Origin of the sequence: Streptomyces sp. NPDC059787 (assembly GCF_042732315.1) — a bacterium.
In the GTDB taxonomy this organism is placed as follows: Bacteria; Actinomycetota; Actinomycetes; order Streptomycetales; family Streptomycetaceae; genus Streptomyces; species Streptomyces atrovirens.
This window is the reverse complement of the sequence record NZ_JBHWHX010000026.1, coordinates 21,537-44,241: the sequence shown is the minus strand read 5'-3', so window position 1 is coordinate 44,241 and position 22,705 is coordinate 21,537. Positions and strand designations below refer to the sequence as shown.

17 protein-coding genes and 1 tRNA gene are annotated in these 22,705 nt (G+C 70.0%); 2 read left to right on the top strand and 16 right to left on the bottom strand.

Annotation, left to right across the window (positions count from 1 at the left end; translation table 11 throughout):
- Positions 1–597: 597 nt before the first annotated feature.
- The 6 genes from ACFV5H_RS23720 to ACFV5H_RS23695 form a co-directional block, all read right to left on the bottom strand.
- Positions 598–2,073, bottom strand: coding sequence for a ParB N-terminal domain-containing protein (locus tag ACFV5H_RS23720; protein ID WP_385197148.1), 1,476 nt, complete (start codon positions 2,071–2,073; stop codon positions 598–600).
- Positions 2,070–2,816 carry a ParB/RepB/Spo0J family partition protein gene (locus ACFV5H_RS23715; protein ID WP_385197147.1) on the bottom strand — a complete coding sequence of 249 codons (747 nt, stop codon included), beginning with the start codon at positions 2,814–2,816 and terminating at the stop codon, positions 2,070–2,072. Before ACFV5H_RS23715 ends, ACFV5H_RS23720 begins: the two co-directional genes overlap by 4 nt.
- A 192-nt stretch (positions 2,817–3,008) precedes the next feature.
- Positions 3,009–3,344 carry a hypothetical protein gene (locus tag ACFV5H_RS23710; protein ID WP_385197146.1) on the bottom strand — a complete coding sequence of 112 codons (336 nt, stop codon included), beginning with the start codon at positions 3,342–3,344 and terminating at the stop codon, positions 3,009–3,011.
- A 260-nt stretch (positions 3,345–3,604) separates the two neighbouring features.
- Complete coding sequence (locus ACFV5H_RS23705) at positions 3,605–3,961, bottom strand: hypothetical protein (protein WP_385197144.1); 357 nt, start codon at positions 3,959–3,961, stop codon at positions 3,605–3,607.
- 125 nt (positions 3,962–4,086) lie between these two features.
- Positions 4,087–5,202: a ParB/RepB/Spo0J family partition protein gene (locus tag ACFV5H_RS23700; RefSeq protein ID WP_385197143.1), complete on the bottom strand. Its 1,116-nt coding sequence runs from the start codon at positions 5,200–5,202 to the stop codon at positions 4,087–4,089.
- A 163-nt stretch (positions 5,203–5,365) separates the two neighbouring features.
- Entirely contained in the window at positions 5,366–5,542 is a 177-nt protein-coding gene (locus ACFV5H_RS23695; RefSeq protein WP_385197141.1) for a hypothetical protein, read from the bottom strand.
- A 744-nt stretch (positions 5,543–6,286) separates the two neighbouring features.
- On the opposite strand from ACFV5H_RS23695, the gene ACFV5H_RS23690 reads away from it, so the two are divergent.
- A complete protein-coding gene (locus ACFV5H_RS23690) occupies positions 6,287–7,066 on the top strand; it encodes a hypothetical protein (RefSeq protein ID WP_385197140.1) in 780 nt (259 codons plus the stop codon).
- Positions 7,067–7,083: 17 nt separating this feature from the next.
- Here the strand turns inward: ACFV5H_RS23690 and ACFV5H_RS23685 are convergent, their stop codons facing one another.
- The gene (locus ACFV5H_RS23685) at positions 7,084–8,034 is read right to left on the bottom strand and encodes a recombinase zinc beta ribbon domain-containing protein (protein ID WP_385197139.1); all 951 of its coding nucleotides are present in this window, start codon (positions 8,032–8,034) and stop codon (positions 7,084–7,086) included.
- A gap of 24 nt (positions 8,035–8,058) precedes the next feature.
- On the bottom strand, positions 8,059–8,322 hold the full coding sequence (locus ACFV5H_RS23680; RefSeq protein ID WP_385197138.1) for a DNA-binding protein: 264 nt from the start codon (positions 8,320–8,322) through the stop codon (positions 8,059–8,061).
- 110 nt (positions 8,323–8,432) lie between these two features.
- Between ACFV5H_RS23680 and ACFV5H_RS23675 the strand changes: the two genes are divergently transcribed.
- The gene (locus ACFV5H_RS23675) at positions 8,433–10,061 is read left to right on the top strand and encodes a tyrosine-type recombinase/integrase (protein ID WP_385197137.1); all 1,629 of its coding nucleotides are present in this window, start codon (positions 8,433–8,435) and stop codon (positions 10,059–10,061) included.
- 150 nt (positions 10,062–10,211) lie between these two features.
- On the opposite strand, the gene ACFV5H_RS23670 is transcribed toward ACFV5H_RS23675, so the two are convergent.
- The 8 genes from ACFV5H_RS23670 to ACFV5H_RS23635 form a co-directional block, all read right to left on the bottom strand.
- A tRNA-Thr gene (locus ACFV5H_RS23670) sits at positions 10,212–10,288 on the bottom strand.
- Between the two features lie 117 nt (positions 10,289–10,405).
- Positions 10,406–11,998, bottom strand: a complete 1,593-nt coding sequence (locus tag ACFV5H_RS23665) for an alpha/beta hydrolase (protein ID WP_385197136.1) — start codon at positions 11,996–11,998, stop codon at positions 10,406–10,408.
- A gap of 97 nt (positions 11,999–12,095) precedes the next feature.
- Positions 12,096–13,301 carry a DNA polymerase III subunit delta' gene (locus ACFV5H_RS23660; protein WP_385197134.1) on the bottom strand — a complete coding sequence of 402 codons (1,206 nt, stop codon included), beginning with the start codon at positions 13,299–13,301 and terminating at the stop codon, positions 12,096–12,098.
- Between the two features lie 88 nt (positions 13,302–13,389).
- Entirely contained in the window at positions 13,390–16,548 is a 3,159-nt protein-coding gene (tmk, locus tag ACFV5H_RS23655) for a dTMP kinase (RefSeq protein ID WP_385197133.1), read from the bottom strand.
- Between the two features lie 136 nt (positions 16,549–16,684).
- On the bottom strand, positions 16,685–19,552 hold the full coding sequence (gene topA / locus ACFV5H_RS23650; RefSeq protein WP_385197131.1) for a type I DNA topoisomerase: 2,868 nt from the start codon (positions 19,550–19,552) through the stop codon (positions 16,685–16,687).
- Positions 19,553–19,798: 246 nt separating this feature from the next.
- The gene (locus tag ACFV5H_RS23645; RefSeq protein ID WP_385054325.1) at positions 19,799–19,996 is read right to left on the bottom strand and encodes a hypothetical protein; all 198 of its coding nucleotides are present in this window, start codon (positions 19,994–19,996) and stop codon (positions 19,799–19,801) included.
- 292 nt (positions 19,997–20,288) lie between these two features.
- Positions 20,289–21,818 carry a methyltransferase gene (locus ACFV5H_RS23640; protein WP_385197130.1) on the bottom strand — a complete coding sequence of 510 codons (1,530 nt, stop codon included), beginning with the start codon at positions 21,816–21,818 and terminating at the stop codon, positions 20,289–20,291.
- A 36-nt stretch (positions 21,819–21,854) separates the two neighbouring features.
- On the bottom strand, positions 21,855–22,445 hold the full coding sequence (locus tag ACFV5H_RS23635; protein ID WP_385197129.1) for a small secreted protein: 591 nt from the start codon (positions 22,443–22,445) through the stop codon (positions 21,855–21,857).
- Positions 22,446–22,705 lie beyond the last annotated feature (260 nt).

The following is a 22,705-nucleotide window of genomic DNA, read 5'->3' as shown; positions in this document are numbered from 1 at the left end:
CTCGGTGCTGCGCGCCCCCACGCCAGTTTCATGATGGCACTGCGGCCCGGCGCCCTGGCTGGTCGCCGAGCCGCCTGGCTTACGGGAAGGTCAGCTGCTCGGGGGCGTCTGGGTCTTCCGGCGGCTGCCAGGTGGGAGGCGGTGCGTCGGGTGCGTTCCGGTTGGTTCGCAGCCACCACGCGAACTGCCAGTTGCGGCAGGTGCGGTACCTCCACAGGCCCCGCTTGTGAGCGGAGGCCGGTATCGAGTGCTCTCCCCATCCGGCGATGGGGCGAGCGTTTTCGAGGGTCACCTTGAGGCCCCGCACGAGAGCGGGGCCCTCCCACTGATGGCCTTCGGCGTACTCAAAGGCCAAGTGCGCGTTCCTCGACCAGTCCCACGGGTGAGGGAGGGCGCACACGTACCAGGCCAGTGGAGGGTTCTCCGCCGGCAGGGTGACGCTCTGTCGGGGTGCCCGCGAGTTGACCGGGTGGCGGTCGGAGGTGCCGAAGCATTCCAGGCAGTGACGGTCGAGGTTCACGTTGCGAATCCCGGCCAGCCACATGATCAGGTATGGAGCGGCGCTGTTCAGACCGACCCGTACGGGCGGTTGCGGCATTACTTAAATCCCCCTTTTGATGAACGCCAGGGACTTTCCCTTTCTTTCACCAATTTTACCAAATTTCCTACAAGGCGCTTATGGCGATCATGCCGGAATTCGTTGGGGTAAGGCATATTAAATTCCTCGTCCAAAGCTTTCTCGTAATCGAGATCGGAAAGCCTGAGAGGGTTCTGGCAGACGGCCCGGAGCGTGGCGTTGGACCGGCCGGCGACCTTGACCTCTCCGAAGTACGCCTCCAGCAGTTCCTGCAGCGTCTCGGGGGTGTGGTACCGGATCCGCATCCACTTGCCCTGCATGAACCGCATGTCCACGTTCTCCTTGTCCAGGAAGGACAGGCGGGTGGAGTCGTGCCGGCTGGTGGAGTGCTGCTTCTTCTCGAAGTTCAGCTCGGCGAGCAGGTTGCGGGTGCCGATGCACACGGTGCCGTTGGCCGAGCAGAGCGCGTTCACGGTGGTGAGCACCCAGTGCTGGTAGTCCAGCGAGGTGGTGGCGTTGATGACGGAGTCGAGGACCACCATGTCGTACAGGCCGTGCTCGGCTACCCGCTTCTCGATGGTGCGGATCATGCCGACGACGCCCTGGATGTCGACGGCGTACTTGCCGGGGGTGGTGCGGTACGGCTCGTAGTCGTCGATCAGGTAGCCCTCGTCGGCCCGCAGCTTCTTGGCGTAGTCGCCGTGCCCGGCGCCGAAGTCGACCACCCGCATGTCGGGGGCCTTGCGCAGCCGGGGCAGGGCCAGTTTCTCCCACGTCTCGCTCTTGTAGGCAAGCTTCCCGGCCTTCTTCAGCGAGCTGTACTGGCGTAGCCGCTTGGGCTGCACGATGTGCTGGTTGTAGACCGGGGCCTGGTCCTCCAGACCGGACCAGTCGTAGACGCCGTACTCGCCGGTGAGGTCGGCGACGAGTTCGGCGGCATCCAGGCTCGCGCAGGTCCAGGCGAGGACGTCGAAGTGGTTCGCGGCCGCCACCACCGCGTACTCGGCGTTGAGGGCGATCTGGCCTTGGTCGTCAATGACGACGCTGCCCCACGCCCCGTGCCCGCCGGTCATGTAGGAGATGGCCTGCTGGAACGGCTTGTTGCGGGAGTGGGCGACGTTGATCGTCTCCCATGGGATCCACGTCCACTGCCCGATGGGGCCGGGTTCGGCGTACACGATGCTCGCCTCGGTCTCGACCCGGTTGTGCAGGAGGTTGAACTGGATTTCGTCGGTGAGGCGGACCTTCGTGCCCAGCATGACGGCCGGGGTGTGCGTGATGCCGAGCGCCTTCATCGCCTTGGTTCTCTGGTGGCCCGCGACCAGGGTGCCGTCGGCATTGAGGATGACGGGTTTGACGATGCCGTGACGTCCGATGGACTTCTGGAGCCTCGCGAACGCTTCCTCGCTCAGCAGACGCGGGTTGTAGTCGGCGGGCTGCAGATCGGCGAGCGGGTACGCCTCGTAGAACGTGGTCTTGGGCGCGACAGTCCTCATGCGTCCTCGTCCTCCTGGTCCTCGTCGGCCTCGTAGCCCTCGTCCTCGTCACTGTCGGGCGCGGCCTTGACCTCGACGTCCGGGGCCTCGGCGGTCTCGGTGTGGGGCTCCTGCAGCAGGTGCCAGCCGAAGCCGAGGTCGCCGCGGTTCTCGGTGGTGTACCGCTCGTAGATGGCGTTGAGCGTTTCCACCTCGGCCGCGGTGATCTGCACGCGCATGTTGGACCACTGCAGGTAGCCCCACTGCAGGTACTCCAGCTTGGCCATCGCGCCAGTGCCCTGGCCGTCGGAGGGCAGGTCGATCGTCGCGGGCAGGGCCCGGTTGTCGAGGAGCTTGTCCAAGGCTTCCTGGTCGTAGCCGGTGCCTTCGAGGTCGGGCAGTTCCTCGAGGATGTCGGCCAGCAGCTCGCTGTCGTAGCCGGCGAGGTCGGAGGTGCGGTTGTCGACGACGACGATGCGGGCCGCGTCCTCGTCGCCGACGTCGATGAACGTGGCAGCGATCTGCTCCCAGCCGAGCTGCTTGGCAGCGGCCCAGGTGTGGTTGCCGGCCAGGATCTCGTTGGGGCGACCGGTGTGGGTGCCGCGGTTGACGACGATGGCCTTGTACTGGCCGTTGACGCGCAGCGAGTCGGCAATGGCCTCGACGTCGCCGCTGCGCGGGTTGCGGTGGTACTCGCTCAGGTCGTCGACCGGGACTGCCAGCGGCAGCAGCGACTCGGGGATGCGGGCGGGCGCAGCACTCACAGCAGGAGCCCTTCGTGTAGGAGCGTGCCCCCGCGCCCTACGCCCGCCCACATTAGAGGATCAGGCGCTCAGCAGCTCCAGCTGTACCTGCGGTTCGATGCTGACGGGCGTCTTGCAGGCGGCGCGCGGCAGGTCCCGGGCGCTGGTCTGGGCCTGGGACCTCACCGTGGAAGTAGCGCAAGGGCGCCTCGTCTAGGTGTTGTTGCAACCGCAGATGCCCTGCGGGGTGCACCAGCCGTCGCACGAGTAGCACCAGACCATGCCGGGAGCGGGCGGGGTGCGCTTGCCGGTCACGGTCGGGGCGGGGTTCTCATCCAGCGCCTCTCGCAGTTCGGCGAGGTGCCTGGCCGCGTCGGGGTCGGGCTTGGACTGGTAGGCGGGGGCCATTACGGGTCTCCGGGCTGGGGGAGGCGAGCAGGGGCGCTTGCGTTCGGCCAAGACCTTGGACAGCGGTCCGTAGCGTTCTCTCATCAGCCGCTCGAAGAACACGGGGTCGGCGGCATGGTCAGAGCGGTAGGTCGCGGTCATGTGGTTTCTCCTGGGGACGCGGGGACCCGCCCGGCCTGTCGGCGCGGGCGGGTCCATTCGCGGGTACGTGGTGCGGCATCCCCGTATGGCGCCGCATGGGCGGTGCCGGTGTCTGACGGGTAGGGCGCGGGGGATTTGCCACCCGCCAGACACCATTGGGGGATGCCGCATGCCACGGCAGTGCTGAAGGGCCGGTTCCGCGGCTGCAGCCGTTCCCGTCCAGCGAACAGAACGTACCACGTTCCAATGTTGTGGCACATCTATTGGATGCAGTCGAGGCAGGTGACTTGCTGGTCACTGCCGCGCTCCAGCCGGTCGACAGCCGGGGCCAGGTAGACGGCGCAGGCGGTGATGAACGTGCGGCGGCCGGTGAAGCGGGCGGCGTGCACGGTGCCGTCGGGCTCGATCGCGCGGCGCGGGTAGTTGGCGAGCCGGTCGGTGTCGCCGGCTGGGCCGCCCCACAGGGAGGCGCCGTAGCCGAAGCCGTCGAGGGTGTCGGTACCGCAGGCGTCGGGCTCGTCGATGAGAAACAGCGCGTCCTGGCTAGGCTCGACGCGGCGTCCGAAGTCGCCGGGACCCATGCGCCGCCAGTCGGGGCGGCCGGTGGTGTCGCTCACGGAAATCCTTTCGGTGCTGGAAGAGGTGCGGCCCGCCCCCTGCGGGGCGGGCCGGAAGCCCGCGCCGATCGCGGCCACGACCTTCTCCCGGGGCCCGCCCCCTGCGGGGCGGGCCGGAAGCGAGGTCAGGATGCGGCCTGGGCGGCACGCTTGGCGGGCGCCTTCGGCTTGGGCGCGGCGGTCTTGGCCGACGTCCGCCTGGCCGGAGCCTTCGGCTTGGGCGCGGCGGGCCGGGCAGCGGCTGTCTTCGCCGGGGCCTTGGGCGCGGCCGTCTTCGCCGCCGTCTTCTGCTCGGTCGCCGCCTTGGCCTTCTCGGCGAGGCTCTCGTGTTCGGCGCCGGGGTTGAGGCGCGCAATCTCGCGGGCTTCGGCGTGCGCCTTGGCCTGCCGCATGTTGAACCGGGCCTTGGCTACGGCGTCGGCGACGCGGTCCATCTGCTCCAGGCGCTTGGTGACCTCGCCCTCCAGGGCCAGGGCGAGCTTCATCGGGTCGGCCTTGGCCAGCTCGCCCAGCAGGCCCAGCACCTGCTCGATGCGGTCGATGTTCTTGCGGGTTGTGGTGCGCTCACGCTGGCGCTCCTCGCGCTCCTCGGGGGTCATCTCCTCCACGATCATCGCGACGACCTGACCCTGCTGCTGCTTGAGCGCGTAGGCGAAGTGGACCAGGTCGTTGTCGCCGGCGAAGGCACCGCCTGCCCACTTCTTGAGGACCGCGGTCTGGTTGCCGGGCGTGAGGGCCGCGATCTGGACTGCGGCCTGCGTGCCGATCGCCCCGGAGTTGACGTGCTGCTGGACTTCCTTGGTCAGGTTCAGCAGCGCCAGGCGCAGCATCACGTACTGCGTGGACTTGCCGAACTCCTTGGCGACGTCCTTCGCTTCGGTGTTCTCCTGCTCGTCGAGGATCCGGCGGAACGCCTTGGCTTCCTCCATCGGCGTCATGTCGGCGCGGTTGATGTTCTCGGCGACCGACCGCTTGAAACGCTCCAGGACGGTCAGGTCGTCGTCGGTGACGATGCACTTGATCTCGGCCAGCCCGGCAAGCTGGTGGGCGCGCCAGCGGCGCTCGCCCGCGACGATCTCATGGCCGCCGGTCTCGGCGTCGCGGCGGACCTCGATCGGCTGCATGAGGCCGAACCGCTTGATGGAGTCGGCGAGTTCCTGAAGGGCGGTGGGTTCGAAGTATTCGCGCGGCTGACGCTCGTTGCGGTGGATTTCGTTGATGGGCAGGGTTTGGATCGTCACGGCTTCACTCCAAGAGGCCTGGTGGGGTGGGGGCTTCCCCCACTCCTTTCCTCTTATTCTAGCCGCATTATGGATCTTGGGCCAGATTTTTCGAGGCGATTTTCCCAGGTCAGAGCACACGTAAGGGCGGGCATCGAGAGATGCCCGCCCCATTGGATGTGGTTCAGCTCGCCTGCTGCAGCGCCACCGAGTCGCCAGACGGCTTCTCCTGTGGTTCCGCGTCGACCACTACGGCTAACGCGCGCAACGCTTCCGCGGCTTCATCGACGCTTAAGGAGCGTCGGCTGGACTGCTCGGCCTCGATCGCACGTCTCCGAATCCGGGCCGGATCGATCGCCACTGCACTATCCCTCCCCTACGGCGGTCACCCGCCCTCGACCTCAGCCACATCCACCGACCCCGCAGTCCCCCCAGAAGCCCGGCCCCCGCCAGGCTGCCCAGTCCCCACCGAGCATGGGAAGGAACTACCAGGTCGTGTCAGCAGGCTGGGTCTGGTCACCGTCACTGTCGGCGCGGATGACCCAGGTTGTGTCAGCAGGCTGGTTCTGAGCACCGCCGCCACTACCGCTGTTGGCGTGGGCGGCCTCGGTAGCGTCCTGAGCTTGCACCTGGTGCGGCGTCGAATGCTGTGACCCCACGCCGATGATGGCTGCCAGAACAGCGAGAACGACGATCGAAGTAGCGCGGAGCGCACGGTTGATAGGCACTGTTTCCCCTGATGTTTCAACGCGTCAGCCAAGCGGGCGGCATGGGAGGGCGGCGACAATCGGTCAGAAGGCCGCTGAATTCGCGCCATGTACCCGACACACCACACTTTGTAATGGTCGTGAAAGAAGTGCAAGAGTGATCATCACCGTACTTTCACCAGACCTAAGAAGTAGGGGATGGAAAGGTGCCACAAGTTCCTGACCTGCCGGATCTGTCCGATGGCATGGCTTCCGTGTATCAGCGCATACTTGACGGCAAGCCAGTACCGCGTGGAACTCCGGGGCTGTCCGAACTGCTCGCAACTGGTCTGGTCGTGGGTCTGCACGCAGGAAACGACACCTACAGCGCCGTCGAGCCCCGATACCCGACACTCGGGATGTTAGAGCAGATCCACACTCACCTGGCTGCCCTCTCCGCATACGTGGGGGCGCTGCCGGAGTTCCTGGGTACTCTCCAGGACCAGTTCCAGGCGTCCAGGCAGTCGCACGAGGCCATCCAGCATCTCAAGGGCCGAGAGCTGATCAACGAGCACATCGCCCGGGAGCACGCCAGCGCCCGAGCCGAGATCATCTCCGCGCAGCCCGGCCACCGCACTCCCGAGGACCTGGCGTTCTCCTACGACCGCGACCGCGGCGCCCTCAAGCAGGGCGTACGCATGCTGACGCTGTACCACAGCTCAGTGCGCCGAGTCGCCACGGTCGGCGAGTGGGCGAAGGCCATGGCCGCCGCCGGCGGAGAGATCCGCACGCTCAACGGCCGCTTCCCTCGCAGCATCATCTTCGATCGCCGCGTCACCTTCGTCCCTGTGCACAGCGGCGAGGGCGAGCCCCCCGCCGACGAAGCCGTCATGATCTCCGACCCGCTGGTGGTGGCGCGGATCGCCTACGCCTTCGACCTGTTCTGGGAGCGCGCGGACCCGTGGTACGGCGGGACCCGCGGCGAGGACCAGGGCTTGGCGACGACGGCCCTTCAGCGGGCGATACTGCGAGAGCTGTGTATGGGCCGCACGCAGGCCCAGGCCGCGAGGAACCTCGGAATCGGTCCAGCCTGGATCAACGAGCATCTGAGCCAGCTGCGCAAGAAGCTGGACGTGGCGACCCTGAACGAAGTCATCTACTGGTGGGCGAAGTCGCCCGATCATGAGCTGCAGGACTGAGGCGCCGCCGCACAGGCCTACGCAGCCATTTCGGTACGCCAGCTCAGAGTGACCCGGTCGTCCACATCCCGTACCCCGCGCGCCCGCGCGGGGTGGACGAGGACCTTCTCCACCAGCAGTGCCGCCAGGCTCCGCTTGGAGCCGTGCGGCGCATGCTTCCACCAACGGGCCAGGTCCTCGACCCCGCCAAGCGGTACGTCCACGATCTGTTCCAGGAACCGAAGCCGGGCCCGTTCCTTCTTCAGGCTGTCCCCGATGCGCTTGTCGGCGGCGCCGAAGGCGGCTCGCGACAGCTGGCGCTTCTCGTACGGCTCGGCCAGCTCGATCCGGGCTTTCTCCAGTGCGGTGATCCGGGCGCGCACTTCGTCGGCCTCGGCGGCCATACGCGCACGAGCCTCCTCCAGGGCGGCCTGCGCACCAGGGCGTGCCAACTCACCAAGAATGTGCTCGGCCACGTAGTCCTCGAGCAACGAGGCATTGACGCGGACCTTGCCGCACCCGCCACGGCCCTCGAAGTTGGTCGGGCATCGGTAGGACGGTGTGCCCGCGCTGGTACGGCCACCGGTCATCTGTTGGCCACATTGACCGCACACACTCAGCCCGCTCGCCAGCAGGTATTCGAAGTCGGGTTCACGTGCTTCTTCGCTGCGTACACCGCCACGCCGGCCTGGACGCTGCTGCAGCCACCGAAACTCCTCCGGTGTGATCAGCGCCTCTCGGCCGGTCTCGCACAGCTCACCCGTTTTGGGGTCTCGCTCCAGGCCGGCGACCGCCGGATTGTCCAACAGCCGACCGAGCTTCATGCTCGTCCACTCGCCGCCCATCGTGCCGCGGTGGCCCTCAGCCGTCATCCAGGCCGCAACCTGAGCCTGCGACTGACCGGCGCGCAGCCGGCCCACGGCCTCGCGCACAACTTGCCGCTCCTCAGCGCGAACGCGCGTCAGAGCCTGGTTGTCGAAGCCGTACAAGCGCGGCATTCCACCCGTTCCCCACTACTCAGTCCTTGCGGGTCGTCCCTGCCGCAGCGAGCCGATACCAAGCGCCTCCCACAGAGCGGCCGTGGGGATGCGGATGGTGTTCCCCATCGTCAGCGTCCGCACAGGAAACCGACCAGTCTTGATCAAGTCGTACGCCTTGTTGTGACCGATGCCCAACGCGCGGGCCGCAGTCACGACGTTGACCGTCGCAGGCAGTGCCAGAACCTCTTCCAGGCTCATCCCGCGCTGGTCAGCAACCATCGTGTTCGTCGTCGCCATCTTCGCTGCCGCGTTCTCCCCCGCGCCAACCTGGGCACACCATACACGCGCAAAGAGGGACTGTCCTGAGCTAGATCAGTAAGAATGAGCGCCAATAGGGACAGCCCAGCGTGGGGGTGGGAACGGTGTTCGAGGACAAGACATTCAAGCGGTGCGCCTGCAAGGGGCCACTGACACATCCGGACGGTACGCCCGTACTCGACGACAACGGCGAGCAGAAAATCGGGCACCTGGAGCGCGCCTGCCCGCGGCTGAAGGAACGCACCCACGGCTCCTGGTACTACCAGATCGAACTGGAGCGCGACGGCACCGGAAAACGCAAGCGGCCCCGCAAGGGCGGCTTCGCCACCCAGGCTGAGGCCGCGGCCAAGGCCGAGGAGGTGTGGCGGGCCTCCAAGGCCGGCGTGAACGTCCTGTCGGACGAGACGGTCACCGAGTTCCTGGCCCGCTGGCTCAAGAAGAAGAAGACCGAGCTGAAGCGGACCACCGCTCACGAGTACGAACGCGACATCCAGCTGTACCTGGTGCCGCACCTCGGGGCGCTGAAAATGCGCGACTTGCGCGCCCGCCACGCTCAGGCGATGTTCGACTGGATCGTCTCCGACAACGAGCGCCGCATCGAGCACCGGGCCAAGGTTGAGGAACTGAAACAGGCCGCCGACGCGGCCTCTGCCACCTGGCGCTCGGCACCGGCCAAGACACTGGAGGAAAAGGCCGAACGCGCCCTACGGCGTGGCATATGGACACAGGCCCGCGACGAGTACCTGGCCGGGCGTAAGAAGCTGCAGCGGATCACCGGCCCGGCCACCATGGTCAGCATCAAGGCCACCTTGTCCTCGGCGCTCTCGGACGCGGTGAAGGAAGAACTGATCGCCAAGAACTACGCGGCGTTCCTGTCCCTCCCCAAGGTGACCAAGCCCCGCGCACTCGCCTGGACCGCCCCGCGCGTTGCCCGCTGGAAGCGCACCGGCGAGAAGCCGTCCCCCGTCATGGTGTGGACACTGCAGCAGACTGCCCAGTTCCTGGACTTCATCGTCGACGACCGCCACTTCCCCGCCTGGCACCTGGTTCTCTTCCACGGCCTGCGCCGCGGCGAGCTGGCCGCGCTCGCCTGGGACGAGGTAGACCTGGACGAGGAGGTCATCCACATCAGCGAGCAGCTGGTGTCGATCTCGTACGAGGTCCACGAGGACGATCCGAAGGCCGACAGCGTCCGCGACATCAAGCTCAACCGCGACTCGGTGATGCTGCTGGAGGCGTGGCGCGAGAAGCAGACCGCCGAACGCCAGAAGTGGGCGGACGCTGGCGTGCCCGCCGCGTCCGGCAACCGGGTCTTCACCAAGGAAGACGGCACCGCCTACCACCCGCAATTCTTCACCGACCGCTGGGACCGACTGGTGGAACTGTCCGGGCTGCCGCCGATCCGGCTCCACGACGGCCGCCACGAGGCGGCGAGCCTGGCACTCGCGGCTGGCGTCGCCCCCAAGGCCGTGCAGGCGATGCTCGGACACTCGTCCATGCGGATGACGACGGACACCTACCAAACGGTGCTGCCTGAGATGCATGCCGCGACCGCCTCGGCGTCCCTGGACCTCGTCACCGCCTACCGGAAAGCGGAGAAGGCGGCGCGAGCGTCCCTCGGACACGCCGAGGGCGGGGTCGCGGGTGCCACCTACCAGGCGGCGCAGTCCAGGCAGATGGCGAAGAAGGCCAAGAGGCAGCGTAGGCGGGTCGCCTGACGGACTCCGGGCCCCATCTGGGTCAGCGCGGGCCCCATCCTGGCCCCATCTGGCCCTCATACACACCTAACAGGGCAGTGGACTAGACCGCGAGTTGATCAAGAAAGCAAGAAAGGGCCAGGTCAGAGATACTGACCTGGCCCTTCTCAATGGAGCCGCCTTCGGGATTCGAACCCGAGACCTACGCATTACGAGTGCGTTGCTCTGGCCATCTGAGCTAAGGCGGCGCGCTGCGCACCATGGTGCGATCAGCAACGTCGGTAAGTCTACACAGTTTCCGAGGGTGCTTCGTACCGGCCCCGGAGGCGGGCCGGAGCGTACGCCTCCGGGGGTGGTCGTACCGGCTATGAACAGCGCTTTCCGTCCTTCGGCGGGGTGCCGTCGAGCAGGTAGGCGTTGATCGCGGAGTCGATGCAGGAGCTGCCCCGGCCGTAGGCGGTGTGGCCGTCGCCCTCGTAGGTGAGGAGGCGGGCCGAGGAGAGCTGGCCGGCCAGGGCCTCGGCCCAGCGGTACGGGGTGGCCGGGTCCCGGGTGGTGCCGACGACGACGATCGGGGCCGCGCCCTTCGCCTCGATGCGCTGCGCCTCGCCCGTGGCCCGCACCGGCCAGTACGCGCAGTTCAGTGAGGCCCAGGCGAGGCCCTCGCCGAACACCGGGGACGCCTTCTCGAAGGCGGGGAGCGCCTTGCGCACCTCCTTCGGGGAGTCGAAGGCGGGCGGGAGGTCGAGGCAGTTCACGGCCGCGTTGGCGAACATCAGGTTGCTGTAGTCGCCGTGCGCGTCACGCTCGTAGTAGCTGTCGGAGAGGAGGAGGAGTCCTGCGCCGTCGTTCTCCTTCATCGCGGCCGTCAGTGCCTCGCGCAGCTGCTGCCAGGCGCCCTCGTCGTACATCGCGGCGATCACGCCGATCGTCGCGAGCGACTCGGTGAGCCGGCGGCCGTCGGCGTCACCGGTGGGGACCGGACGGGCGTCGAGCTTCTCGAAGAACGTCTTGAGGTTCTTGCCGACCTGCTCGGGGGCGGTGCCCCGGCCGCCGAGCGGGCAGTCGCTCTGCCGCACGCAGTCCTTGGCGAAGGCGGTGAACGCCGTGTCGAAGCCCTCCGTCTGTTCCAGGTTGAGCCGGCGCGCGGGCAGCGAGGGGTCCATCGCGCCGTCCAGGACGAGCCGGCCCGCCCGGTCCGGGAACAGGCCGGCGTAGGTCGCGCCGAGGAAGGTGCCGTACGAGGCGCCGACGTAGTTCAGCTTCTCGTCGCCCAGCGCGGCCCGGACGATGTCCATGTCCCGGGCCGCCTCGACGGTGGACACATGGCGCAGCAGCTTCGGCGCGTCCGCCCCGCAGCCCTCGGCGAACTTCTTGTACGACGCGACCAGCGCGCCGGTCTCCTTCGCGTCGTCCGGGGTGATGTCCGTCCGGGTGAACGCGTCCATCCCGGTCCCGTCCAGGCACTCGACGGGTTCACTGCGGGCGACGCCCCGCGGGTCGACGGCCACCATGTCGTAGCGGGCGCGCACACCGGCCGGGTAGCCGATCCCGGCGTACGCCTGGACGTAGCCGATCGCCGAGCCGCCCGGGCCGCCGGGGTTCACCAGCAGTGAGCCCAGCCGCTTTCCCGGGCCGGTGGCCTTCTTGCGGGTGAGGGCGAGGCGCACGTCACCGGCCGCCGGTTCGGCGTAGTCGAGCGGGACCTTCAGCGTGGCGCACTGGAAACCGGGGACTCCGCAGTCGCGCCAGGCCGGTTTCTGCCCGTAGTACGGCGTGAGGGCCGCAGGTGTGGAGCGGGGCAGGGGTGCGAGGGCTGCCGCCGCCTCCCCCGCCGCCGCACTGGCCGTGCTCGGGCTGTTCCCTGAGGAGCAGCCCGAGACCAGCAGCGCGGCGGCGGCGAGCAGAGCGACTCCGGTCCCGGTACGGGTCCTGCGGTGGGTGCGCCTTGTGTGCATACTGCGAGCGTAACCGTGTGCAACGCAACGGGTGCTCAGTGTGCATGTCGTGCCTCGTACGAGTTACCGCGTCGAGCCACTGAGCGGATGCCCTCGGTCAGCCCGCTCTGAGGGCCATCGTCATCGCCTCCACCGCGAGCAGCGGGGCCACATTGCGGTCCAGGGCCCTGCCGCACGCCGCGACCGCCTCGATGCGGCGGAGCGTGGACTCCGGGGAACTGCCGCGGGCCATGCGCTCCAGTACGTCCTCGGCGTCACCGTTGGCGATGGCGACGCGGGAGCCGAGCTGGAGGGCGAGGACGTCGCGGTAGAAGCCGGTCAGGTCGCTCAGCGCGACGTCGAGGCTGTTGCGCTGCGTGCGCCGTCTGCGGCGCTTCTGCATCTCCTCCAGGTCCTTGATCACGCCTGCCGTGCCGCGCGGCAGGCGACCGCCCTGGGCCGCACCGAGCGCCGCCTTCAGCTCCTCCGTCTCCTTGTTGTCCATTTCCTCCGCCAGCTGCTTGGCGTCCTCGGTGGCGGCGTCGACGAGTTCCTGGGCGGCCTTGAGCGCGCCGCCGATGTCCTCGACCCGCAGGGGCAGCTTCAGCACGGCGGCCCGGCGCGCGCGGGCGGCGGGGTCGGTGGCGAGGCGGCGGGCACGGTCGACGTGGCCCTGGGTGGCGCGGGCGACGGAGGCGGCGACGTCCGGCTCGATGCCCTCGCGCCGGACGAGCATGTCGGCGACGGCGGCCACCGACGGCGTGCTCAGGTTGAGGTGGCGGCAGCGGGAGCGGATCGTCGGCAGGACGTCCTCGAGGGAGGGGGCGCACAGCAGCCAGACCGTACGGGGGGCGGGCTCCTCTACGGCCTTGAGGACGGCGTTGGCCGATCTCTCGTTCAGCCGCTCGGCGTCCTCGACGAGGATCACCTGCCAGCGGCCGTTCGCCGGGGCGGTGAACGACTTGCGGACGGTGTCACGCATGTCCCTGACCAGGATTTCCGAGCCGACGGCGGCGATCGAGCTGACGTCCGCGTGGGTGCCGATCAGGGCGGTGTGGCAGCCGTCGCAGAAGCCGCAGCCGGGGGCTCCGCCGAGGGCGCGGTCGGGGCTGACGCACTGGAGCGCGGCGGCGAAGGCACGCGCCGCCTGGTTGCGTCCCGCGCCGGGCGGGCCCGTGAACAGCCAGGCGTGCGTCATCCTCGACGCCTCCGGCGGGGGCGCGTCGGCCGCCGCGGCGGTGACGAGCGCGTCGGCGTCGCGGGCGGCGCCGTCGAGCCGCTCGCTCACCCGCTCCTGCCCGACGAGGTCGTCCCACACGGTCATGGGTCAGCCCGTCCTTCCGTCACGTCTGCCTTACCGGATCCATTGTGCGGGTGGGCACTGACAACACCCGCACCTGTGGACCGGCCGGTCAGCGCCGGCGCCCCCGGCGGCCGTCCTCGTCGCCGTCCTCGCCGTCTCGGGGGCCCAGCAGTTCGTCGGCCAGCGTCGGCAGGTCGTCCAGCGGGGTCTCCTCCGCCCAGTCCGAACGCTGCCGGCGGCGGGGCGAGCCCTCGGGGTCGATCTGGGGCAGCTCGCGCGTGCGGTCGTCGGGGCCGTCGGGGTCCTCGGGGCCGCTCACCGGACGCTCGCCCCGAAAGTAGCCGGACGGCACCCTCCGGTCCGCGGGGCCCTGCTCGTCTCCCCGCACCGGGGGCAGCACCGCCGTCTCGTCCGCCGCGCCCGGCGGAACCGACGGCATCGGCAGCTCGGTCGTCACCTCTGCGTCGGACACCTCGGACCGGCCGCCGGACCGCTGCCCGGCGTCTTCCTCCGGCACCCGGGGCAGCACGGCGGTCTCGTCGACCGGCCCGCCCGACGCGTTCGTCGGCGTCACCACCGGCGTCGGCACGGTCGCCGCTTCGTCGGCCGCTCGCCCACGTACGGCGTCGGGGGCAGCCGTCGTCTTCGGTCCCGCCTCCGCCGCGGCCGCCGCCTGCTCGGCCAGCCGCCGGGCCTGCTCCGCGCGCAGCAGCGCCTCCTCGGCCTTGCGCTGCTTCTCCAGGCGCAGTGCCTCGGCCTCGGCGCGCAGCCGCGCCTCCTCCTCGGCCTGCTTACGGCGGCGTTCCTCCTCGGCCTTGCGGCGGGCCTCCTCCTCGGCGCGCGCCTTCTCCTCGGCGAGCAGCCGCTGCCGCTCCTCCTCCGCGCGCCGACGTGCTTCCTCGGCCCGCTGCCGGGCCTCCTCCGCCTGCCGCTCCGCCTCGCGCCGCTGCGCCTCCTCCAGCTCGCGCCGCTTGCGCTCCTCCTCCTCGGCGCGCAGCCGCGCGAGCTGCTCCTCGCGCTCGCGCTCCAGGCGCTCCTCCTCGGCCTTGCGGGCCGCCTCTTCCTCCGCCTTGCGGCGGGCCTCCTCCTCGGCCTTGCGGCGTGCCTCCTCGCGGGCCTCGATCTCGGCCTCGGACAGGGGCAGCACCTGGTCGAGCCGGTGCCGGATCACGGTGGTGACCGCCTCCGGTTCCTGGCCGGCGTCGACCACCAGGTAGCGGCCGGGGTCGGCCGCGGCCAGGGTGAGGAAACCGGCCCGCACACGCGCGTGGAACTCGGCGGGCTCCGACTCCAGCCGGTCCGGCGCCTCGGTGAAGCGCTCCCGCGCGGTCTCCGGGGCCACGTCCAGCAGCACCGTCAGATTCGAGACCAGTCCGTCGGTCGCCCAGCGGTTGATGCGGGCGATCTCGGTCGGCGACAGATCGCGCCCGGCGCCCTGGTAGGCGACGGAGGAGTCGATGTACCGGTCGGTGATGACGACGGCGCCGCGCTCCAGGGCGGGCCGTACGACGGTGTCGATGTGCTCCGCGCGGTCCGCGGCGTACAGCAGTGCCTCCGCGCGGTGCGAGAGTCCGGCGCTGGAGACGTCCAGCAGGATGGAGCGCAGCCGCTTGCCGACCGGGGTCGCCCCGGGTTCGCGGGTGAGCACGACCTCGTGGCCCTTGGCCCTGATCCACTCGGCGAGGGCCTCGGCCTGAGTGGACTTCCCGGCGCCGTCGCCGCCCTCCAGGGCGATGAAGAAGCCGGAGGCGGCGGGCGTCTGGTCCGGGTCGGCGCCACCGAGCAGCGCGTCGCGCAGGTCCTGCCGCAGCGGCACGCCGGAGCGGTCGTCGACCTTGGCCAGCACCAGCGCGGCCACCGGCAGCAGCAGCGCGCCGACCAGCATCAGCGTGAAGGCGGCGCCGCCGTGCGCGAAGACGAACCGGCCGTTCTCCAGCCGGTGCGGCCCGATGGCCGCGGCGACCAGCGGGGCGATCACCGCGCCGAGCGCCACGAAGACCCGGACCACCGCGTGCAGGTGCTCGGTCGTACGGGCCCTCCGCTGGTCCTCGGCCTCCTGGTCGAGCAGCGTGTGCCCGGTGTTGGCGGCGAGCCCCGCGCCGACACCGGCCAGCGCCATGATCAGCACCACGCTGGTGACGTCCGGTACGAGTCCGGCGGCCAGCAGCGCGACGCCCGTGAAGGCGAGGGCGAGCGCGAGCAGCCGGCGCCGGGACAGGGCCGGCAGCAGGGCGGGCGCCGTACGGATGCCGACGACGACACCACCGGTCAGCGCGCCCACCAGCAGGCCGTACAGCACGGGGCCGCCGCCCAGGTCCTTGGCGTGCAGCACCGACACGGCGACGGCGGCCGACACCGCGGCGGCGACGGACGCGGACGCGAGCACCAGCAGCGGCATCGCGCCGGTGCGGCCCTTGTCGGAGCCGGTGGCGCTCTTCGGGCGGCGCAGTCCCTCCAGCGGCGACCGTGCGCGCGGGGTGCGGGTGCCGGGCAGTTCCAGGAAGGTCAGGACGGACAGCGACGCGGCGAACAGACCGGCCGCGACGTACGAGGCGAGGGCCGCCCGGTGTTCGCCGAACCAGTCGATCCCGGTGCCGAGCAGGTTGTTGAACAGGGCCGCGACGACGAGTGTGACGGCCGCCAGCGGTATCGCCACGAAGCCCGTACGCAGTGACAGCCGGCGCAGCGCGTCCATGTGGTCGGGCAGCGGGCGCACGGTCGCGCCCTCCGGGGGCGGGGCGGGCAGCAGGGCGGGCGCGGCGCTCTCCCGGCACACCGCCCAGAACCGCTCGGCGACTCCGGTCACGAAAGCGGTGACGAGGAGCACGGCCAGCGCGTCCTCGGGCGTCCAGTCGATCCACAGCGGCGCCACGATGAGCAGCGCGGCCCGCAGACCGTCCGCGCCGACCATGGTCCAGCGGCGGTCCAGCGGTCCGTCCTGCGAGGTGAGCGACGTGAGCGGGCCGAGGAGTACGGCGCCGAACAGCAGCGTCGCCAGGATGCGTACCCCGAAAACGGTCGCCACTGCGAACGCCACGCCCCGGTAGCCCCCGCCGAAGGACCCCTCGGCGACCGCCGCCTGCAGGGCCAGGAGGACCAGCACCAGGAGGGCGAGGACGTCACCGACCCCGCCCACGAGCTGCGCGCTCCACAGCCGTTTCAGCTGAGGTCGGCGCAGCAGGGCGCGGACGGCACGCTCGCGGGAGTCCGCGACAAGGGCGTCGTCGGGGTTCGGTCGAGGGGCCGTTGGCTGCTCGGCTCGCGTCATGCGTTCAGCCTATCGGCCCGCGCCGACAGTCCGGCGCGACGCGCCTGACATGCACACGCCCCGACACCGAAGTGTTGTCGGGGCGTTCGCATTCCGAACGCCGGGCGAAGACCGCCCGGCGTGACCGGAGAAGAGGTCAGTCCTCCGCGCCGTTCGAGGCGGTCGCCTTCTTGGCGGCGGTCGCCTTGGCCGTCGTCTTCTTCGCGGTCGTGGTCTTCTTCGCCGCGGTCTTCTTGGCGGCAGCCGTCTTCTTCGCCGGCGCCTTCTTGGCCGCCGTCTTCTTGGTGGTGGCCTTCTTCGCCGTCTTCTTGGCGGGGCCCTTCGCCCGCTTCTCGGCGAGCAGCTCGAAACCGCGCTCCGGGGTGATCTCCTCGACGCTGTCGCCGGAGCGCAGCGTCGCGTTGGTCTCCCCGTCGGTGACGTACGGCCCGAAGCGGCCGTCCTTCACCACGACCGGCTTCTCGCTGACCGGGTCGGTGCCCAGCTCCTTCAGCGGCGGCTTGGCCGCGGCCCGACCGCGCTGCTTGGGCTGGGCGTAGATCGCCAGCGCCTCCTCCAGCGTGATCGTGAAGAGCTGCTCCTCGGACTGCAGCGACCGCGAGTCGGTGCCCTTCTTCAGATACGGCCCGTAACGGCCGTTCTGCGCGGTGATCTCCTGGCCCTCGGCGTCGGTCCCGACCACCCGCGGCAGCGACATCAGCTTCAGCGCCTCGTCGAGCGTCACCGTGTCCGGGGACATCGACTTGAACAGGGAGGCCGTACGCGGCTTGACCGCGTTCTTGCCGGTCTTCGGGGTGCCCTCGGGGAGGATCTCCGTGACGTACGGGCCGTAGCGGCCGTCCTTGGCGACGATCGTGTGACCGGTCGCCGGGTCGGTGCCCAGCTCGAAGTCGCCGCTCGGCTTGGCGAGCAGCTCCTCGGCGAGCTCGACGGTCAGCTCGTCGGGCGCCAGGTCCGTGGGAATGTCGGCGCGCTGGTGCTGCTCGGTGTCCTTCTCGCCGCGCTCGATGTACGGGCCGTAGCGCCCGACCCGCAGCACGATGCCGCTGCCCACCGGGAACGACGACACCTCGCGCGCGTCGATCGCGCCCAGGTCGGTCACCAGCTCCTTGAGGCCGCCGAGGTGGTCCCCGTCACCGTTGCCGGCGTCGGCCGCGTCTCCGTTGCTCGCGCCCTCGCCGAAGTAGAACCGCTTCAGCCACGGCACCGCGCGCGCCTCGCCCCGCGCGATGCGGTCGAGGTCGTCCTCCATCCGGGCGGTGAAGTCGTAGTCGACGAGCCGGCCGAAGTGCTTCTCCAGCAGGTTGACCACGGCGAAGGAGAGGAAGGACGGCACCAGGGCCGTGCCCTTCTTGAACACGTAGCCGCGGTCGAGGATCGTGCCGATGATCGACGCGTACGTCGACGGGCGGCCGATCTCCCGCTCCTCCAGCTCCTTGACCAGCGACGCCTCGGTGTAGCGGGCCGGGGGCTTGGTGGCGTGCCCGTCGACCGTGATCTCCTCGGCGGTGAGGGCGTCGCCCTCGGTGACCTGCGGCAGCCGGCGCTCGCGGTCGTCGAGTTCGGCGTTCGGGTCGTCGGCGCCTTCCACGTACGCCTTCAGGAAGCCGTGGAAGGTGATCGTCTTGCCGGACGCGCTGAACTCGACGTCCCGGCCGTCGGCCGCCGTGCCGCCGATCTTCACGGTGACGGAGTCGCCGGTGGCGTCCTTCATCTGCGAGGCGACGGTCCGCTTCCAGATCAGCTCGTAGAGCTTGAACTGGTCACCGGTCAGCCCGGTCTCGGCGGGCGTACGGAAACGGTCGCCCGAGGGACGGATCGCCTCGTGCGCCTCCTGCGCGTTCTTGACCTTGCCCGCGTAGGTGCGTGGCTGCGGGGGCAGGTAGTCGGCGCCGTACAGCTGCGTGACCTGGGCGCGGGCGGCGGCGACCGCCGTCTCGCTCAGGGTCGTCGAGTCCGTACGCATGTAAGTGATGTAGCCGTTCTCGTACAGCTTCTGGGCGACCTGCATGGTCGCCTTGGCGCCGAAGCCGAGCTTCCTCGAAGCCTCCTGCTGCATCGTCGTCGTACGGAACGGGGCGTACGGCGAGCGGCGGTACGGCTTGGACTCGACGGAACGCACGGCGAACCGCGTGTTCTCCAGGGCGGCGGCCAGGGCGCGGGCGTTCGCCTCGTCGAGGTGGAGGGTGTTCGCGCTCTTCAGCTGTCCCAGGGAGTCGAAGTCGCGGCCCTGCGCGACCCGCCGCCCGTCGACGGTCTGCAGGCGGGCGACCAGCGACGAGGGGTCCGACGCGTCACCCGCGCGGCCGGATGGGGGTCCCCCCGCCGGAGCGAAGTCGGAGGTGGGGGAGAAGGTGCCCGTCAGGTCCCAGTACTCAGCGGAACGGAAAGCCATGCGCTCGCGTTCCCGCTCCACCACGAGCCTCGTGGCGACGGACTGGACGCGGCCGGCGGACAGCCGGGGCATGACCTTCTTCCACAGGACCGGCGAGACCTCGTAGCCGTAGAGGCGGTCGAGGATGCGGCGGGTCTCCTGGGCGTCGACCAGCTTCTGGTTGAGCTGGCGCGGGTTGGCCACGGCCGCGCGGATCGCGTCCTTGGTGATCTCGTGGAAGACCATCCGCTTGACCGGGATCTTCGGCTTGAGCACTTCCTGCAGGTGCCAGGCGATGGCCTCGCCCTCGCGGTCCTCATCGGTGGCGAGGAAGAGTTCGTCGGACTCCTTCAGCAGGTCCTTGAGCTTCTTGACCTGGGCCCGCTTGTCCGCGTTGACCACATAGATCGGCTGGAAGTCGTGGTCGACGTCCACACCGAGGCGGCGGACCTCACCGGTGTACTTCTCCGGCACCTCGGCGGCGCCGTTGGGAAGATCGCGAATGTGCCCGACGCTCGCCTCGACGATGTAGCCAGGGCCGAGGTAGCCCTTGATCGTCTTCGCCTTGGCAGGCGACTCGACGATGACGAGTCGGCGGCCGCCCTTCGCGGTCTCGCTGGTCGGGGACAACTTCGCTCTTCTCTCCGGTCGGCGCTTGGGGCTCCCCAGGCGGTCTCCCCCGGGGTCGGGTCATGGTGACGCTGCGGAGTGTGACGGTACATCCCGCCTCCGTGTCAAACGGGAAAAGCCCGCAACGGCCACTCGAACGGTAACCCGACTACCACCGTTCCTGCCGCCGGGACTGCCCAGACTCCACCCGCGCTTATGCGGAGCGCGATCTACCGGTTACCGGGAGCTGCTAGGGTTTCGCGCTTCTCACAGGCGGGTCAGGCACCATGCGCCGAGGGCCAGGGAGATCGTCGCGACCAGTCCCGCGACGGTGGCCGATGCGACGGGGCTCACACCCTGGGCGACGGGGCGGTGCTGCCGCGCGCGGGTCACGGTCCAGGCCAGCAATCCACCTCCGAACAGGCAGAACACCATCCCCGCGAAGATCGCCGGTCCGCTCTCCATGGTCGCCCGATGCCCTCTTTCCCGTCCGCTGGTACCGGCCTCGGGGTGACGCTGCCACGCCCGGGCGGCGGACAGACGAATCGGAGGTGAACGGGAGGGCCACGGACCTGATCAAGTGTCCGGAAAGCGGCCCGGGGGCCCTTTCACGGAAATTCCGGATCGGCGTGAAAGGGCCGGGACGGCGGCTGCGGCCGGTGTGAAGGACGCGACAGGAGACAGTGACGTGACTCATGAGGCGACCCGCCGAGGTGCCCCGTGGGACCGTCCGTCCATGGGACCGCCGCCGCTCGTGTCAGCCGGCGGGCTCCAGGAACCCCTGCTCCACGAGCAGCCGGATCTGGGCCGGCGTGCGGTCGCGCAGCAGCACGGGGTCCTCGCCGAGGAGCTGGGCGATGGCGTCCAGGATCCGGCCCGCGCCCATGGAGCCGTCGCACACGCCCGCGAAGCCCGCGCCGATCGTGTCCACCTTGGTGGCCCGGCGCATCCCGCGGTTCTGCCGCAGCACGACGTGCTCCGGGTCCTCGGCGCCGGGCAGCCCGACCTGCTCCTGCACCACCTCGGCGGCCAACGCGAAGCGTGCTTCGAGGAGCGCCGCGTCGTCGTGCGTCCGCAGGTAGTCGAGCCGGTCGAAGTGCGCCCGGACCGTCTCGCCGAGCGGCTGCTCGACCGGGTGCGGCCACTCCTCCACCGTGATCGACTCCGCGGCGGAGCCCGACTTGCGCAGGGTGATCCAGCCGAAGCCGACCGCCTTCACCTTACGCGCCTCGAACTCGTCCAGCCACGCGTCGTACCGTGCCCGGTACTCGGCCCGGTCACCGCGGTGGTCGCCCGCGTCCCGCAGCCACAGTTCGGCGTACTGGGTGATGTCCTGCACCTCGCGCTGCACGATCCAGGCGTCGCACCCGCGGGGCACCCATGACCTGAGTCTGTCCTGCCAGTCCTCCCCCTCGACGTGCTGCCAGTTGGCGAGGAACTGCGCGAACCCGCCCTCGTTCAGCCGTTCCCCCGCCTCCTGAACGATCGTGCGGCACAGATCGTCCCCGCCCATCCCGCCGTCGCGGTAGGTGAGCCGGGCGCCCGGCGAGATCACGAAGGGCGGGTTGGACACGATCAGGTCGTACGTCTCGTCGTCCCGGACCGGCGCGAACAGCGAGCCCTCGCGCAGGTCGGCGGCCGGGACCCCGGAGAGGGCCAGGGTGAGCGCGGTGATGTGCAGGGCGCGCGGGTTGACGTCGGTGGCCGTCACGCGCGTGGCGTGCCGGGCGGCGTGCAGCGCCTGGATGCCGGATCCGGTGCCCAGGTCGAGCGCGGAGGCCACGGGCGTACGGACGGTGATGCCGGCCAGGGTCGTGGACGCCCCGCCGACGCCGAGCACGACACCCTCGTCGCGGCTGCCGATGCCCCCGGCGCCGCCGACCGCGCACCCGAGGTCGGACACGATGAACCAGTCCTCGCCGCCCGGCCCGCCGTACGGCCTTACGTCCACGGTCGCGGTGAGCTCGTCCGCGCCGGTGCGCGTCAGCCATCCGCTCTCCAGGCAGACGTCCACGGGCAGTACGCCGGCCACGCGCGCGTGCGGTACGGGCTGCTGCAGCAGGAACAGCCGTACGAGCGTCTCCAGCGGCGTGTCCCCGCGGGTGGCCCTCAGGGCGGGCACGGTCTCGCTGCGGGCCAGCGCCGCGTAGGCGGGGGCGCCGAGCAGTTCGAGCAGTCCGTCGGCGGTGAAGGAGGCTCCGAGCAGCGCGTCCCGCAGCCGGGCGGCGGCTTCGGGGCGGTCGGACGAGGGCAGGGGCGGCAGGCTGGCGTCACTCACGCCCTCCATTGTGGCCGCCGCCCTCACCCGGCGCGTCCCACGGCGTCAGCTCTTGGTGGCCCCCGCCGTCGCGGTGGCCGTCTGGCAGCTCGCCTGCCGGGACATGGCCTCGCCGACCTCGCCCTCCTCCAGCGTGCTGAGGGCGTCGCTGCCGCTCTTGCCGAGCTTGTCCAGCTCGGCGGCGATGTCCTTCAGACCGTCGGCGAACTCCGCCTGGTCGTCCGTGTCGAGACCGTCGACCTGCTTCTTCAGCGAGGCGTACGACGCGGAGATGCCGTTGAGCTCCTTGACCGCGTCCGTCTGCTTCTTCTCCCCGCTCTCGACGTCCGGCGCCCCGGCCTTGTCCACGGCGGCGCCGATCGCCTTGTAGGCGTCGGACATGTCCTGGAAGGCCTTCGAGTCGGCCTTCTGGACCTCTTCCGGCGTGCTGTTGTCCGAGGTCTCCTTCTGGATCGCGGCGTTGGCCGATTTGATCTTGGCGGCCTGCGGCTTCACCGCGTCGCAGACCTGCTTCGCCCAGGCGTCCAGCTTCTCGTTGTTGTCGTCGCCGCCGCATCCCGTCAGCGCCAGTACCAGTACCGCACCGCCGGACAGTGCGGCCGCGAGCTTCTTGTTCACCGGATTGGTCCCTTCCATGGCCTTCGGCCCCGGAACATACACGCCAGATGGCCTACACCCACCCGTCGAACATCCGGTAAGGAACTTTTGAAGCCATTTGCACCACGCGAGAGAAGGCTCACGGCATGGTCCTCGAGCACGGGGAGAGGGGGGGGCGCGCGGCAATAAGCGCGGGCCCCCCCCACCAAGATGACAATTGAGCCCGCCCGCGCGATGGAAACACCCCCCGGTCCGGCGACATGGGGTGCCGCGCGGGGTCGGGCAAGGGCACAACCCCG

What these genes read in the sequence shown, in the direction of transcription:
- ACFV5H_RS23680 (WP_385197138.1), bottom strand. Translation starts at nt 8,322, where the DNA reads ATGGCGACGACGAACACGATGGTTGCTGACCAGCGCGGGATGAGCCTG.
- ACFV5H_RS23720 (WP_385197148.1), bottom strand. Translation starts at nt 2,073, where the DNA reads ATGAGGACTGTCGCGCCCAAGACCACGTTCTACGAGGCGTACCCGCTC.
- ACFV5H_RS23645 (WP_385054325.1), bottom strand. Translation starts at nt 19,996, where the DNA reads ATGGAGAGCGGACCGGCGATCTTCGCGGGGATGGTGTTCTGCCTGTTC.
- tmk (WP_385197133.1), bottom strand. Translation starts at nt 16,548, where the DNA reads ATGACGCGAGCCGAGCAGCCAACGGCCCCTCGACCGAACCCCGACGAC.
- ACFV5H_RS23665 (WP_385197136.1), bottom strand. Translation starts at nt 11,998, where the DNA reads ATGCACACAAGGCGCACCCACCGCAGGACCCGTACCGGGACCGGAGTC.
- ACFV5H_RS23640 (WP_385197130.1), bottom strand. Translation starts at nt 21,818, where the DNA reads ATGGAGGGCGTGAGTGACGCCAGCCTGCCGCCCCTGCCCTCGTCCGAC.
- ACFV5H_RS23690 (WP_385197140.1), top strand. Translation starts at nt 6,287, where the DNA reads ATGTTAGAGCAGATCCACACTCACCTGGCTGCCCTCTCCGCATACGTG.
- ACFV5H_RS23710 (WP_385197146.1), bottom strand. Translation starts at nt 3,344, where the DNA reads ATGACCGCGACCTACCGCTCTGACCATGCCGCCGACCCCGTGTTCTTC.
- ACFV5H_RS23660 (WP_385197134.1), bottom strand. Translation starts at nt 13,301, where the DNA reads ATGACCGTGTGGGACGACCTCGTCGGGCAGGAGCGGGTGAGCGAGCGG.
- ACFV5H_RS23635 (WP_385197129.1), bottom strand. Translation starts at nt 22,445, where the DNA reads ATGGAAGGGACCAATCCGGTGAACAAGAAGCTCGCGGCCGCACTGTCC.